Origin of the sequence: Holdemania massiliensis AP2 (genome assembly GCF_000327285.1) — a bacterium.
GTDB classification, from domain to species: Bacteria; Bacillota_I; Bacilli_A; order Erysipelotrichales; family Erysipelotrichaceae; genus Holdemania; species Holdemania massiliensis.
This window is the reverse complement of record NZ_HE998568.1, coordinates 798847-812322: the sequence shown is the minus strand read 5'-3', so window position 1 is coordinate 812322 and position 13476 is coordinate 798847. Positions and strand designations below refer to the sequence as shown.

The 13476-nt window shown below is 45.7% G+C and carries 18 protein-coding genes; 15 read left to right on the top strand and 3 right to left on the bottom strand.

Going from position 1 to position 13476, the window contains the following annotated elements; translation table 11 throughout:
- Positions 1–92: 92 nt before the first annotated feature.
- The gene (locus BN162_RS11605) at positions 93–2318 is read right to left on the bottom strand and encodes an oxidoreductase (RefSeq protein WP_020225278.1); all 2226 of its coding nucleotides are present in this window, start codon (positions 2316–2318) and stop codon (positions 93–95) included.
- Positions 2319–2490: 172 nt separating this feature from the next.
- Between BN162_RS11605 and BN162_RS11600 the strand changes: the two genes are divergently transcribed.
- Positions 2491–3411: a LysR family transcriptional regulator gene (locus BN162_RS11600; protein ID WP_020225277.1), complete on the top strand. Its 921-nt coding sequence runs from the start codon at positions 2491–2493 to the stop codon at positions 3409–3411.
- Positions 3412–3600: 189 nt separating this feature from the next.
- On the opposite strand, the gene BN162_RS11595 is transcribed toward BN162_RS11600, so the two are convergent.
- On the bottom strand, positions 3601–4029 hold the full coding sequence (locus BN162_RS11595) for a DUF6442 family protein (protein ID WP_020225276.1): 429 nt from the start codon (positions 4027–4029) through the stop codon (positions 3601–3603).
- The gene (locus tag BN162_RS11590; RefSeq protein ID WP_020225275.1) at positions 4026–4229 is read right to left on the bottom strand and encodes a helix-turn-helix transcriptional regulator; all 204 of its coding nucleotides are present in this window, start codon (positions 4227–4229) and stop codon (positions 4026–4028) included. Before BN162_RS11590 ends, BN162_RS11595 begins: the two co-directional genes overlap by 4 nt.
- A 386-nt stretch (positions 4230–4615) precedes the next feature.
- Between BN162_RS11590 and ispF the strand changes: the two genes are divergently transcribed.
- The 14 genes from ispF (at position 4616) to gluQRS (ending at position 13421) form a co-directional block, all read left to right on the top strand.
- Positions 4616–5098, top strand: a complete 483-nt coding sequence (ispF, locus tag BN162_RS11585; protein WP_020225274.1) for a 2-C-methyl-D-erythritol 2,4-cyclodiphosphate synthase — start codon at positions 4616–4618, stop codon at positions 5096–5098.
- On the top strand, positions 5095–5394 hold the full coding sequence (locus tag BN162_RS11580) for a hypothetical protein (RefSeq protein ID WP_020225273.1): 300 nt from the start codon (positions 5095–5097) through the stop codon (positions 5392–5394). Before ispF ends, BN162_RS11580 begins: the two co-directional genes overlap by 4 nt.
- 121 nt (positions 5395–5515) lie before the next feature.
- Positions 5516–5968 (top strand): GNAT family N-acetyltransferase, encoded by a 453-nt coding sequence (locus BN162_RS11575; protein WP_020225272.1) that lies wholly within the window; start codon positions 5516–5518, stop codon positions 5966–5968.
- Positions 5969–6016: 48 nt separating this feature from the next.
- Positions 6017–6352, top strand: a complete 336-nt coding sequence (locus BN162_RS11570; RefSeq protein ID WP_020225271.1) for an inorganic diphosphatase — start codon at positions 6017–6019, stop codon at positions 6350–6352.
- Positions 6353–6874 carry a methyltransferase family protein gene (locus BN162_RS11565; RefSeq protein ID WP_020225270.1) on the top strand — a complete coding sequence of 174 codons (522 nt, stop codon included), beginning with the start codon at positions 6353–6355 and terminating at the stop codon, positions 6872–6874.
- A 26-nt stretch (positions 6875–6900) separates the two neighbouring features.
- Positions 6901–7362 carry a hypothetical protein gene (locus BN162_RS11560; protein ID WP_020225269.1) on the top strand — a complete coding sequence of 154 codons (462 nt, stop codon included), beginning with the start codon at positions 6901–6903 and terminating at the stop codon, positions 7360–7362.
- A 50-nt stretch (positions 7363–7412) separates the two neighbouring features.
- On the top strand, positions 7413–8036 hold the full coding sequence (locus BN162_RS11555) for a CatA-like O-acetyltransferase, family 2 (protein WP_020225268.1): 624 nt from the start codon (positions 7413–7415) through the stop codon (positions 8034–8036).
- Positions 8037–8258: 222 nt separating this feature from the next.
- Positions 8259–8669, top strand: a complete 411-nt coding sequence (locus BN162_RS11550) for a DUF3795 domain-containing protein (RefSeq protein WP_020225267.1) — start codon at positions 8259–8261, stop codon at positions 8667–8669.
- 25 nt (positions 8670–8694) lie between these two features.
- Positions 8695–9519 (top strand): pentapeptide repeat-containing protein, encoded by an 825-nt coding sequence (locus BN162_RS11545; RefSeq protein WP_020225266.1) that lies wholly within the window; start codon positions 8695–8697, stop codon positions 9517–9519.
- Between the two features lie 166 nt (positions 9520–9685).
- Positions 9686–10102: a pyridoxamine 5'-phosphate oxidase family protein gene (locus BN162_RS11540; RefSeq protein WP_020225265.1), complete on the top strand. Its 417-nt coding sequence runs from the start codon at positions 9686–9688 to the stop codon at positions 10100–10102.
- A 155-nt stretch (positions 10103–10257) separates the two neighbouring features.
- Positions 10258–10737 (top strand): methyltransferase family protein, encoded by a 480-nt coding sequence (locus tag BN162_RS11535; protein ID WP_244264194.1) that lies wholly within the window; start codon positions 10258–10260, stop codon positions 10735–10737.
- Positions 10738–10976: 239 nt separating this feature from the next.
- Complete coding sequence (locus BN162_RS11530; RefSeq protein ID WP_020225263.1) at positions 10977–11471, top strand: RNA polymerase sigma factor; 495 nt, start codon at positions 10977–10979, stop codon at positions 11469–11471.
- Between the two features lie 3 nt (positions 11472–11474).
- Positions 11475–12329: an anti-sigma-V factor rsiV gene (locus BN162_RS11525; RefSeq protein WP_020225262.1), complete on the top strand. Its 855-nt coding sequence runs from the start codon at positions 11475–11477 to the stop codon at positions 12327–12329.
- Positions 12330–12470: 141 nt separating this feature from the next.
- Complete coding sequence (gene gluQRS, locus BN162_RS11520) at positions 12471–13421, top strand: tRNA glutamyl-Q(34) synthetase GluQRS (protein ID WP_020225261.1); 951 nt, start codon at positions 12471–12473, stop codon at positions 13419–13421.
- Positions 13422–13476: the final 55 nt, after the last annotated feature.

Below are 13476 nucleotides of genomic sequence, written 5' to 3'. Positions count from 1 at the left end.
AAAAAAAACGTGTGAACAGTCCGGCTCCCCTGAGTAGATTAACCACAGGAAGAACCGGAGATTCACACGTTTTAAGAATATCTGTCTATGAATTAAATCTTACGGGCAGTCAGATTTCCACTGGCAATCGCTTCGGCGATATTCCAAGGCCTTTCGCAGTCACCGACAGCATAACATTCAATTCCATCCAAGCCTTCAATCAGCGCTGTGTTCGGCAGCATATCCATGGCTTCGATCACAGTGTCGCAGGCGATTTCCATATCGACGCCGGTTTCCCCATGAATCGTGACCGTGCCTTCATTGATGCTGACGACCTGGGCATTCGGCCATAAGCGTGTCCCGCGGGCATACAGCATCGGGAGCGTAAAGGTCTTGACCCAGGCGGACTGTCCCTTATCCAGCTTGTCTTTGCCTTCGCTGGACACGAGGGTGACATGCTTGCCCTGGGCAATCAGGTACTGCGCGGCGTCCACGGCCTGTAAGTTTCCGCCGACAATGGTAACTTCATTGCCGATGGAAGCGGACGCGATGTCCTCAATCGAGATGACATGGGTCTTCGCCGTAGAATTCAGCCCCAGTGTGGAGCGAGCTCCGCCGACTGCCAGAATGACAACCTCCGGCGCTTCCTTTTTGATCAGTTCCGCGGTCACTTCGGTTCCCAGAACAACATTAACGTTTTTCAGTTCCTGCTGCCGGACTAAATATTTCTGGAAATCATTCAGATTTTCATGCGGCCCTTTGATGGCGTTGGCAAAGGATAACAGACCGCCCAGCACACCGCTCTTTTCGTAAAGCGTTACGCTGTGGCCGCGCTCTGCCGCAATTCGTGCTGCTTCCAAGCCGGCCGGACCGCCGCCGATCACCATAACCTTCCGGGCTTTTTCCGCCGGCAGCGGAACCTCTCCCTCCGGCATCGCTTCCCGATAGGCGCGCTGTGTTGTCGCGTTAACCCGGCAATGTTCATAAATCTTACCCTCTTCATCATAATCAAAGTGGCAATGCAGGCAGCGCGTACAAGGGGCGATTTCATCGATCCGTCCTTCTTTCAGCTTGTTGACATACTGCGGATCGACAGTCAGCGGACGGGTCATCAACAGGAAGTCGCACAGGCCGTCCTTCAAAGCATCTTCAAACATCTTCGGCGCATGAGCCGGATCCATATAAGTTACCGTTCCAACCGGAATTGATACGGCATCCTTGATCTGCTTTGCAACATTCAGCATCATGCCGCAGCCGGAATGATTGGCCAAAAGCTTGCCCTGGAAATGCCGGGAGAAATCAAACTGCGCGCCGTTGGCCGCTGTTCCTTCAATGCCGTAACCGGTGAAGTACAGATCGGACGCAAACTGATTGACGTGCATCCGGAAGACGCCCAGACGAACATGCAGGGAATCCGCGCCATAGGCTTCCAAGACCTTGCAGATCTCGCAGTTTTCTTCCACCGTGGTGGACAAGGAAGCCTCGCCCATGTCGATGTCGTTTTCTTCAATGCCGTTGATCAGAATCTGAACGGGGAAATCCGCGCCGCAGACTTCCTTGATTCCGGCGACGATCTCACCGACAAACCGCGCCCGGTTTTCAAACGACTGCGGTCCATATTCATCCTCACGATGATTGCGCTGGCGGGAGAAGAAAGCCTGACCAATATTGTTGCCCGCGGCATTGATTTCCACCGCGTCGAAACCCTGTTCCTTTAAATATTTTGCGCCGTTGATGAAATCGCTTTTCAAGTTTGCGATTTCTTCATCCGACAGATGCTCGGCATAGGCTGATTCATACTGTGCAGCGGTGGCCGGATCAAAACCGGTAAATTTCTGTCCCATGCAGGAAAGCTGATAGCCGATATAACCGCCGGCATCATGCACAGCCTTGGCCAATGCCGCTAACGGCGCCTCGGCTTTCGGTGTTTTCCGGGCGCTGGTATAATGATCAAAAACATTGACGAAGTCTTCGACCCAGACCATTTCTACGCCGCCCTTGGCAAAGTTGCTGTAATAGGCGCAGATCTCCTGTTCACTTCCGGCGGTATCCGAACCGGCTGCGGATTTCACCATGCGGTGATGTAAAGTCAAGCCGCCGAATTTCCAATCGGAAAACAACGTCGCAAAATCAGTGTTGGTATCCCGGTAATCATAATCCTGCGGATTCAGCGGATAAACCGAGGTTAAGGGCGAGCTTGGACAGGGCGGACATTCAGTTGAAGCCGCACCTTCATTTTTTGTTCCGCAGCCAGGCAAAACCGAAACGACAGCCGCGGAAACGGCCGTTACCGCGGCACCCTTCAAAAAAGCGCGGCGGGAAATTTCTTTTTTCTCCATGTCTTCTACTTTGTCAAAAAACTGACAATTCCTCCTTGATCTCATTATGGCATACTCCGATTCAATGCGGCGATGCGATCTGCGCATAGCCCTATCCATCTTTTGCATAGCGAATCAAGACTTGAACTTGCGTATGTTTTCGATTATAGTGGGGAAAAACAGAGGAATCCTTATGAATATAGAAAATCTGAAAATGCTGAAAATTCTAGACCGCTGCCAAAGTATTTCCAAGGCTGCCGCGTGTTTGTACCTTTCCCAATCCACCCTCACCCGCCAGCTCATCATGATGGAAAAGGAATTGGGCTTTGCGTTATTTCACCGCCTTCCTGAGGGGGTCAAGCCCACGCCCGGAGGACGTTATTTTATCGATCAGCTGGATGCCCTGCTGGACAGCTATGACAGCGCGGTGGCGGGAGCGCGTCAGCGATCCTTTGCGCTTGCCAAAACAATCCGCGTCGGGATTACCAGTTATATGATCCACTTTGTCCCTCAAGCCTGCCGGACGGCGCAGCCGCATTTTCAAAATGTGCGCTTTGATTATGTGGTCTGCCGGCTGCCGGAAACCTATCAGGCGCTGGATCAGGATAGGATCGATATTCAGCTGTTGGCGGACTGCAGCGAGCCGATTTCCATCCATTTGAATTGTATCCCGCTGTTTCATTGTCCTAACTGCTGCAAGATCCCGTTGGGACATCCGTTTTATGGAAAAGAAACGCTGCGGCTTGCGGATCTTGCGCATCAGCGGGTTCTGACATTGCCTCCGAGCCGGACTCAAAATGCCGCGCGCTTGGATCAGATTCTGCAATCGCCGGCGCTGGATATTGAGCGAATCTATTTTGAAACGCCCGAACAGGCCGAAGCCCTTTCTCTTGCTCAGAAGATTCCGATCATGACGCTGGCGTTTCCCAGCGAAAAAGATTGTTTCTCCGTTGCTTTGCTGAAGGAAGTTCCCTCTGTCAAGCTGGGCATGATCTTCCGGAAGAAAGACCAAGCAGAATTAGAACCCTTGCTGAATTATTTTCGCTCCTATTTTATCCGGCATCAGCAGGATTTCCTGCCGTTGAAGCCGCTGATATCCAACATGACAGCCTAGACCTTGGGGATAAAAAATGAAGTCTTAGCGTCTGAAATCAGCCCGCTGGCTGTGGGAATCAGGCAGAACGAGGGAATATCCAAAAAAAGAGCGAAAACGCAAAGGACAAGCCTCTTTGACGGTTTTCGCTCTTTATCCCATGATCCCCAAGACACAATCGGTCCGAGGAAAGGTTGCCGGATGGATAAGCTACATTTCTTTGTCAAATTTCAATCGGTAGTAAATGGAAATACAGACTACACACAGGTAGGCAATGACGAAAGACAGAATGACAAAGAGATCAGCATTCATCAGTGCATAGGTGACCATCAAAGCGCCAAACACATAGAGCACAGCGTCATAGGCTTTGCCCTTCGCTTTATTGGCGATCATCTGGTTCCGTTCGTCCTGTTGATCAATCTGCATCTGCTTCTGAATCTCAGGATTGTTTTTCACTGTCTGCCGGCTGATCAGTTCACCTAACCCATGGCCGAACACGCCGGCGCCCAAGCCGATGCATAAATAAGGCAGCGCCGGCAGCGATTTTACAAACTGCGGATCGCTTTTGAGTAAAATGATACCGGCTGCAAGCAGCATCATTCCCACTCCCGTCAGCAAAACTGCATTTCTTGTTTTCATACTTTTTCCTCCTCGTAAATGAAAACTTCTTCAATACTCACGTCAAAATAACGGGCGATCTTAAACGCTAAGAGAATCGATGGATTGTATCTTCCGTTTTCCAGCGAACCGATAGTTTGTCGGGAAACTTCCAGGGCAGCGGCTAATTCTTCTTGTTTGATGCCGCGTGATTTACGCAGCTCTTCTAATCTGTTTTTCATAAACCTCCTTCACCATTGCGGAAAGCTTGCTTTCCATTATAGTATAGCATGTCCACCCTTTATGTCAAGCTAACTTTCCATTTTCTTTTAAATAATCCTCTCTGACTTCATATTGGAAAATACGCGAAGTATTTCTGTCTTTCCTATTCAGAAGGGCGAAGGCATCAGAATACTTTCTTATCGGATATTCCATTTAAGCACGGAAACAACGCGAAAGGAAAGCAATCGTAAAATATTTGCAAGAAAGAGTGCAGAAGTGCGCCGCATTCTTTATAATAAAGGCATGAAGACTTTTTGATTTAAAAGGATTGAGGGCCGGTTATCGGTCATGCTCAGGTTTATGAACAAGATGAAACTGAGAATCAATAAAGAAAGAAGGATAGAAAATGTTTAGAATTGGACAGTCGAGCGATATTCATCAGTTGGCAGAAGGGCGCCGGCTCATTTTAGGCGGTGTTGAGATTGAACATACGAAAGGACTGGTCGGCCATTCCGATGCGGACGCTTTGCTTCATGCGATTGCAGAGGCCGTGATCGGCGCTCTGGGCGAAGGCGATCTGGGAAAGCATTTTCCCGATACTGATCCGCAATACAAAGGAATCAGCTCTTTGATTTTGCTGGAACATGTAACAAGACTGATGGAAGCCAAAGGCTTTCGCATCGGCAATGTCGATGCGCTGATCATGATCGAACGGCCGAAGATGGCGCCGCATATTTCAGCCATGCGCAAAAACATCGCCGCTGCTCTGCGTTGCGGTGAGGATCAGGTCAACGTCAAAGCTACGCGCGGGGAAAAACTGGGCTTTGTCGGACGGGAAGAAGGCGTGCTGGCTCAGGCTGTCGTCCTGCTGGAGAAAATGGAAGTATGAGTAGTTTCTGCCGCTTCTGGCTGCGGTTAAGCCTGATCCTAAACGCAGTGACCGCCGGTGAGAGTTTGGTCAGTCAGAACTGGATGATGCTGGGCATTGCGCTGATCAGCCTCTGGTGTCTGGTGCTGCTGATGCAGGGCAGACTGCTGGGACTACGATTATACTGGACAATGTGTGCGACGATTTTTATTATCAATATCATGAATGGGATCGATCTGTCGTTTAATCTGTTGAATTTGATCGATCCGGCCATTATGACGTTTCTGGTGCGGCGCAATCAGAAGGCTTTTCGCTGAACAAAAGACAAATTTAAAAAAGGGGATGCGGCAGTCACGCTGTTGAGTTTCGCTGCGGCATCCTGATTTCGTAAATGAGTCCGGAACACGGAATAAAAATTTGAAGGAGGTCTTGATTCCAATGACTTTTAAGATTATCCGGTTGGTCGATCAGCCGGAAATGAAGGAACAGGCAGCTCAATGGTTTCATGAAAAGTGGGGCATTCCGCTGCAGGCGTATCGAGAAAGTATGGAGGATTGTCTTGCAAATAAGCATTCGATTCCTCAATGGTATATCGCGATGGAAGGGGAAAGAATCATCGGCGGCATGGGCGTCATTGAAAATGATTTCCACGACAGGAAAGATCTTGCGCCGAATGTGTGCGCTGTCTATACAGAAAAACAGAAGCGCGGGCAAGGTGTTGCAGGAGCCTTGTTAAATTATGTTTGTTCGGATATGAAAAGCAAAGGAATAAGCACTTTGTATCTTGTAACCAATCATACTGGCTTTTACGAGCGCTACGGCTGGGAATTCCTCTGCCTGGTACAGGGCGAGGGTGAATCTGAACCTTCAAGAATGTATGTTCATAAATGAAATCCTAACTTTTGCAATAGGCAAAATCAGATTGGGGAGATGAGTCAGATGCTGGGATCATGGATAAAAGTAATTGTCGACAGACCTTTGGGAAGTACGCATCCGCAATATCAGGATCTTATCTATCCAGTCAACTACGGATACATTGAAGGAACGATGGCTCCGGATGGAGAAGAACAGGATGCTTACATCTTGGGCATCGAGGCGCCGCTTAAGGAGTTTGCCGGCAAAGTGATCGCCGTGATTCATCGGCATAACGACATTGAAGAAAAATGGGTCGTTGTCCCGGAAAGGGTTTATTTTTCAAAGGAGAAGATCCAGGAATTGACGTATTTTCAGGAACAATATTTTCATTCAGAAATTGTGATGGAGGAGGCAGAATAAATGAACGGCGGGGTGTTGTTGCTGCCTTTCCTGGCTGTCCGATTTGGGTTATTATTGCTTGTAGATAAAAAAGCGATTGGTCGTGCAGGTCATTTTGCACCAGTTCGAAGGGAAGAACAATGGGCCAGTTTTATCTATCAGCTATCCAATATTGGACTTTTTGCGTATTTGTTTTTTCTGACAATTCGGATTGATTTCTCACTGCAGTTCTATATGGGACTTGTCTTTTACTTTTCAGGAATCGTGTTATGCGCAGTTTCGGCAGTCTGTTTTGCATTGCCGGATGAATCGGGTTTGAATATCAATGGAATTTATCAGCTTTCCCGCAATCCCATGTATGTCGCTTATTTTATTTGCTTTGCAGGCATGGCTTTCTTAACGCAGTCCTGCCTTTTGCTGGGCATCGTCCTGATATTTCAGGTTTCAGCGCACTGGATCATTCTTTCAGAAGAAAGAGAATGCACAGCGAGATTTGGCAGACGGTATGAAGAATATAAACAGAAAGTTCGGCGTTACATTTAAGAACTTGATAGAAGGGAGAAGCGAACATGTTGACGAAGCCGGTATATGGCTGGAGTGATTTTCAGTTGGAGGGAACGGGGGTCTATGGTTTAAGTTATCTTGATGATATTGCGTTTGAGTGGGTGGAACAGGCGATCCATGGACTAGAAACCATGCGGCCCTTCTGTGTAAAAGGGTTCTTAGAACCGAACCGCTTTTTATGTACGGTCAGCTATTGGAACTGCCATCTTGTGTGCGAAGACGATGAACGTTATCCCTTGAATCAAGAAGAGTTAATCCATGAGCTTTCTCACACCAGCATGCTGCAGTTCTGTCAGTACCTTTATGAGGATGTCAGTCAAAACATCAATGAGTGGGCTTCATTTGTCGATTACGAAGATTTGGATATTGATAAACGAAAAGCAGAGCTTGATCAAAAATTAGAATGTCTCAAAAATCTAATTGCTGAGCGAACGGAATGGTTCGGTGAACACCGCTGTTTTCTTTAAAGAGAGAGTTCGTTTGAATATTGGAGAACAAAGGATAGGAGGGGATAAAAATGGTAAAAGTCATTTCACCGCAGGACACAACAAGAAATAGGGCCTACGAACTTTGGATGAAAGCGCCCAATCCGATGGTCACTTTTCTGAAAACCTTGGATGTGTCCAATCTGATCAAAGTCAGTAAGAAGAAGAAAATGAAGTTCAACATGCTTTTGGATTATTGTATTGGAAAAGCTGCGGTCAGTATAAACGAGTTTTACATCCTTCCAGTAGGGGATCAGCTTTTGCAGTATGATACGATTGCGGTGAATACGATCGTAAAAAATAAAACCGGTGAAGTCAGTTCCTGCGATCTCTTATATACGGAGAATCTTGAGATGTTCAATCAATCGTATTTAAAATATACGGCTCAGGTGGCGGAAACCTGTCAGGACAGAGATTTATCGAGCGACAGTATGGTGATCGGCACTTCCGCAATTATTGATACTGAAATTGATGGGGCGGTCGGCATGAACAGCGGGATTTTTAATAATCCTTTTATCATCTGGGGTCGGTATAAGAAGAAATTATTCAAAACTTATTTGACAATCTCTTTCCAATTCCATCATACGCAGATGGATGGAGCCCATGCGGGGAGATTCCTGGCAAATTTACAACAGGAAATCCATCGTTTGAAATGAGCTTTCGGCAGATAGCGAATGGGAATAAAATTCGTTGATAAAGAAGAAAATACCATGATCAACAACATTATTAAATTGTAATTTTCGGTATAAGAAGGCCATCTATCTTTTCATCATTATTATTTCGTGGTGGGGCTCTAAAGTGGAAAATGAAAAGCTATAAAAGAATTAGAGAAATTTGTTGAAATAGATAAATGAGAAAATTTGAAAGGAGCGCATGTTATGAAAATGCCTGATCATATTGAGGGTGTGATGTTTGCGCCCTGCGGAATGAATTGCAAAGTTTGTTATAAACATTGTTATTCCAGAAAACCTTGTGCTGGCTGCTTAAAAAGTGACATGGGAAAACCGGAACACTGCCGCCTATGCAAAATAAAGGATTGTGTCAAAATGAAAGAATTATCCTATTGTTTTGAGTGTGCTGAATATCCATGCAAACTTATAAAGAATCTTGAAACAAGCTACAGGAAACGATATCAAGCAAGTCTGATGGAGAACAGTGCTTTTGTCAAAGAATATGGATTAGATAAGTTTATGAAGCAGCAGAAAATGAAGTATCTTTGTCCTCAATGCGGCGGAATTATTTCTATCCACGATCATGTATGCAGCGAGTGCCAGATTCGAATGAAATAAACAGTATTTTAAGGAGCAAAAACAAATGTTAATCCATGAAAGAAATGATAAAATTTGGGAACCGATGAAATCAAATTGCTCAAAATGCTCAGGTTTGTGCTGTACGGCTCTGTTTTTTTCAAAAGCCGACGGTTTTCCTAAAGATAAAGGATCAGGACAACCTTGCATCAATTTGTTAAATGACTACCGGTGTAAAATACATCCGCAGCTTGAAAAACAAAAAATGAAAGGTTGTATTGGTTATGACTGCTTCGGAGCGGGGCAGCAGGTCACTCAGGTTATTTATCAAGGTCAGACTTGGAGGGATATGCCAAATCGAGCAACAGAAATTTTTGATGTTTTTATCATGGTATTTAAGCTTTATCAAATTAGATATTATTTAACAGAAGCCATGCTGCTTATTCCAGTACAGCCCTTAAAAAATTCTGTTCAGAGCTTAATCAAAGAGAATATAAAAATCTGTCAGGATCAACCGGGCAACATCTTATCTTTTGATTTAGAACAGTACAGACATAGAGCAAATCATATTTTAAAGCAGGTATGTAAGCTGCTTCCGCAGAGTATTCATAGTGAAGGCAAAAAAGTTCCCGCTAATTTTCTTGGCGGTAATTTCAAGGGACAAGACATGAGCGGAGCCGATCTCAGCGCAAAACTTTTGATCGCTGCGAATTTTGAAAAGAGTCTTTTCAATGGGACCTTGTTCTTAGGTGCGGATACCAGAGATACAAATTTTAAGAATGCGGATCTCAGTGAAGCTGTATTTTTGACACAAGGACAGGTTAATTCTGCGAAAGGAAATCGACAGACAAAATTGCCCTATCATTTGGATTATCCGGTAACTTGGAAGTAAGAGATGAAGGCGTTATGAGATTGCAGGATAGAGGGCATGTAATTCTGATCCCAAAACGCTTTGTACAAGTTTAATTCTTATTGGTACATTCCTTGAAGTATAGGATGGCGTATAAAGAATTAATAAGATATTGAGTTGAACAAGTTATTATAAAGGAGCTGTCGCTATGATAAATTGGAGTCAAGAATCTGAAATAGTAATGACGGAACGCTTTGGAAAAGATACGGTTATCGCACTGGCTACGATAGAAAATGAAGTGCCGGATGTCCGCTATGTGAATGCCTATTATGAGCAGGGGGCATTCTATGTGATTACGCATGCCTTGTCTAAGAAGATGAGGCAGATTGCCAATCATTCAACTGTGGCAATAGCGGGTGAATGGTTCACTGCGCAGGGAAAAGGCAACAGTTTAGGATATTTTGGGAAAGAAGAGAATCATGAGATCGCAGAGAAACTAAAAAATGTCTTTGCGGAATGGATAGAAAATGGACATTTTGACTTTACTGATGAGCATACGATCATCTTACGCATTGAGTTAACAAGCGGACTGCTGCTCAGCCACGGAACAAAGTACAAATTTTAAGTTCTCAGTGTTATTGGCTAAGAAAAGATAAACAAATAAAAGAGGGAAGAAAAATGATATTTCAGGGAATTGCCATCGCAGTTTTATCCGTATTCTACGGCTGTTATATAGTGAAAATGTTCTGTCAGAGAAAGAAAGGCATTCAGACAGATCAGATGGGAAAAGGCAAGACGGGACTGGTAAAAGGGATTGAAGTGACAATGAAGATCGCAGCGATACTCGTTTTTTCAGTAGGGTTGCTTTGTGTCCTTTTGAACGTGAATTTCAGTTCACTGCCTCTGCGGATTGGGGGCGCTGTTTTGAGCATTTCCGGTACCGCTGTATTTATTGCAGCTGTTATAACAATGCAGGATAATTGGCGGGCCGGGGTTTCACAAACCAACAAAACAGAACTTGTTACAAGTGGGATTTATCAATACAGCCGCAATCCAGCTTTTCTTGGCTTTGACCTTTTGTATCTCGGACTGTTGCTGATGTTTTTTAATTGGGCGTTATGTGTTGTATCCATCTTTGCCATGGTGATGTATCATTTGCAAATCGTTAAGGTGGAAGAAGCGTTTCTGCAGGCTGCCTTTGGCGAGGAATATCTGAAATATAAGAAAGAGGTATGCCGTTATCTTGGCAGAAAACGATAGTTTTAGGTTAAATATTAAGGAATAAACACGACCCGAATGTCCTCTTTTCCTGTTCAATTCAGAGGGAAAAGGGGTTTTTCATAAAATTAAGACCGAGCTGAAAAAAAGAATTGAAAAGATTCCAACTTTTTCCGCAGTTGTTTCACCTAATAATATAGGAGCCCAGAAAAAGATCTTTTTCTAAAATCGGAGGTGATACCGTGGCGGCAATCTGATTTTAGATCGGAAGGAGCGAGCCTGTGAACAAAGAAGAAAAAAAGGACTTATTAGAAAAAACAATTCTGGAACATCAGCGGATGCTGTACCGGATAGCATTTTCGATTATCAAAGACGAACAGTTAGCACTGGATGCGGTGCAGGAAACGATTGTCAAAGCGTATTCCCAAATCCATCAGCTTCGCCAGCCGGAGTATATCAAAACCTGGCTGGTGCGGATCTGCATGAATGAGGCTAATGGTCTGTGCCGCAAGCAGATCACGCAGCGGCAGCGTCAGACTGAGCTGCAGGCCTATCAGGGGGTAACCGAGGATGCTTCACCGACAGAATACAGCGATCTGTTTCAGGCAGTCATGGCGTTGGAACCGAAATTGCGGACGGTCATTGTTCTGCGGTTTTTTGAGGAACTGAAATTTGATGAAATTGCAGCGATGACGCAGACCAACGTCAATACGATTAAATCCCAAGTGTATAAAGGCTTGGATCTCTTAAAAGCCCAGTTAAAACAGGAGGTGTAAATTATGCAGGAACCTTGGAAAAAAGCCAGAGAAGAATATCAGAATCAGCCCATTCCCTCACAGCTGGAGGCTCGGGTAAAACAAGCGATTGGAGAAGGACGGCAGTCGTCGCCAAGGCAGCATTGGCTTAAAAAAGGATTGATTAGTTTGGCAGCCGCGGCTGCCTGCTTCACCCTCATGATGCATGGCTCTCCCGTCTTTGCGCAGACGGTGGCCAATCTGCCCGTGATCGGTGAATTTCTGAGAATTGTAACCGGCGTTCAGATTGAGAAGGAAGACGTCAATGAAGTGATTCACATTACGCTGCCAAAGGTGGAGAACAGCGGTAATCCGGAGTTTGAAAAACAGATTAATCAGCGGATTGAAGAAGAACTGGAAAATTTATCCCGGGAAGCCCGGACGCAGGCTGAAGATCTGAAAAACAATGCGGAAGGAAAAACAGGAACCTATCATCCTGTGGATTTCTATGCCGCCTATCAGATTTATTACAATCAAGGTGCATTGGTCAGCTTTTCAATTGATACCACAACAACGATGGCTAGTGCTTATGAACAGCGGTATTTCTTCAATTTGGATTTGGAAAGCGGAAAGGAACTGACGCTGGCTGAAGTCATCGGATCAGAAAACTTAGCTGCTGCAGATCAGCAAGTTCGTTCTCAGATTGAACAGCGGCTGGCCCAGGATCCGACCTCATTCTTTGATTTTAACGAAGAAGGTGGTTATACTGGATTGAGTGAGAATCAGAAATTTTATATCAATGAGAACCGCCAAGCTGTGATTGTCTTTGATGAATATGAAATTGCTCCGGGAGCTACGGGGACTCCGGAATTCATTCTGGATCTGCCGTTGTTAAAATAGAATTTTTGATGATAAGACAGGCTGTCATTTTTTGGACAGCTTGTTTTACTTTTAAGAATAAACGCGCTATCATAAGAAAAAATCAGGTTTCTGATTCTGTGGGAAAACTCCAAAGGTGAAAAAGCAGAGGGGAAGGTTGAAGTGGAAGCAAAAGAGAATGTACGGGGACGATTTGCGCCCAGCCCCAGCGGGCGAATGCATTTGGGCAATGTATGTGCGGCCCTGCTGAGCTGGTTGTCAGTCCGTTCGCAGCAAGGCGATTGGGTGCTGCGGATTGAAGATCTCGATCCTCGGCGCAGCCGTCGGGAATATGCTGAATGGATTCAGTCCGACTTACAGTGGCTGGGATTGGATTGGGATGAGGAACCAGTTTGGCAAAGTGAACGAACGTCAATTTATGAAGCGAAACTGGATCAGCTGCAGCGGCAGAATTTGATTTACCCCTGCTTTTGCAGCCGAGCGGATCTGCACAGTGCGAGTGCGCCGCATGGAACAGATGGCGAGCTGCTTTACAGCGGACGCTGCCGGAATTTAAGTGAGGAACAACGTCTTGCGCAGGCCAAAATCCGGCGCCCTGCCTTGCGGATAAGCGTTAACAAGGCACCGATATCTTTTACCGACGGACTTCAAGGACAGATCATTCAGCATCTAGATCAAACCTGCGGCGATTTTATTGTGCGGCGTTCTGACGGTGTTTTCGCTTATCAACTGGCAGTTGTGGTTGATGATGGTTTAATGGGAATGACCGAAGTGGTCCGTGGTCTGGATCTTTTGTCATCCACACCCCGTCAGCTTTATTTATACCGCTGTCTCGGTTTGCCGGAACCAAAATTCTACCACATTCCGCTTTTAATGAACGTTCAGGGACAGCGGTTGTCCAAGCGCGATCAGGCACTGGATTTAGGAGAACTGCGCCGGCGGTGGAGTGCGCCGGAGTTGATCGGCAAGCTGGCCTGGCTGCTCGGCCTGCGGGAAAGTGAGGAAGCCATAGAAGCCAAGGCGCTGATTCATGACTTTGACTGGGCCAAAGTAAAACGGGAGCCGATCTTTGTGCCGGAAACCCTTTTTATACGCTCCTATAAAATTGGATAAAAAAACAGCGGAGATCTTAATAACTCTTCCGCTGATTGAATCGTAGTGCACTTAG

Coding starts and splice junctions, on each gene's coding strand:
- BN162_RS11555 (WP_020225268.1), top strand. CDS start 7,413: ATGGTAAAAGTCATTTCACCGCAGGACACAACAAGAAATAGGGCCTAC.
- BN162_RS11535 (WP_244264194.1), top strand. CDS start 10,258: ATGGGAAAAGGCAAGACGGGACTGGTAAAAGGGATTGAAGTGACAATG.
- BN162_RS11545 (WP_020225266.1), top strand. CDS start 8,695: ATGTTAATCCATGAAAGAAATGATAAAATTTGGGAACCGATGAAATCA.
- ispF (WP_020225274.1), top strand. CDS start 4,616: ATGTTTAGAATTGGACAGTCGAGCGATATTCATCAGTTGGCAGAAGGG.
- BN162_RS11525 (WP_020225262.1), top strand. CDS start 11,475: ATGCAGGAACCTTGGAAAAAAGCCAGAGAAGAATATCAGAATCAGCCC.
- BN162_RS11590 (WP_020225275.1), bottom strand. CDS start 4,229: ATGAAAAACAGATTAGAAGAGCTGCGTAAATCACGCGGCATCAAACAA.
- BN162_RS11595 (WP_020225276.1), bottom strand. CDS start 4,029: ATGAAAACAAGAAATGCAGTTTTGCTGACGGGAGTGGGAATGATGCTG.
- BN162_RS11550 (WP_020225267.1), top strand. CDS start 8,259: ATGAAAATGCCTGATCATATTGAGGGTGTGATGTTTGCGCCCTGCGGA.
- BN162_RS11575 (WP_020225272.1), top strand. CDS start 5,516: ATGACTTTTAAGATTATCCGGTTGGTCGATCAGCCGGAAATGAAGGAA.
- BN162_RS11580 (WP_020225273.1), top strand. CDS start 5,095: ATGAGTAGTTTCTGCCGCTTCTGGCTGCGGTTAAGCCTGATCCTAAAC.
- BN162_RS11605 (WP_020225278.1), bottom strand. CDS start 2,318: ATGGAGAAAAAAGAAATTTCCCGCCGCGCTTTTTTGAAGGGTGCCGCG.
- BN162_RS11600 (WP_020225277.1), top strand. CDS start 2,491: ATGAATATAGAAAATCTGAAAATGCTGAAAATTCTAGACCGCTGCCAA.
- BN162_RS11540 (WP_020225265.1), top strand. CDS start 9,686: ATGATAAATTGGAGTCAAGAATCTGAAATAGTAATGACGGAACGCTTT.
- BN162_RS11565 (WP_020225270.1), top strand. CDS start 6,353: ATGAACGGCGGGGTGTTGTTGCTGCCTTTCCTGGCTGTCCGATTTGGG.
- BN162_RS11570 (WP_020225271.1), top strand. CDS start 6,017: ATGCTGGGATCATGGATAAAAGTAATTGTCGACAGACCTTTGGGAAGT.
- BN162_RS11560 (WP_020225269.1), top strand. CDS start 6,901: ATGTTGACGAAGCCGGTATATGGCTGGAGTGATTTTCAGTTGGAGGGA.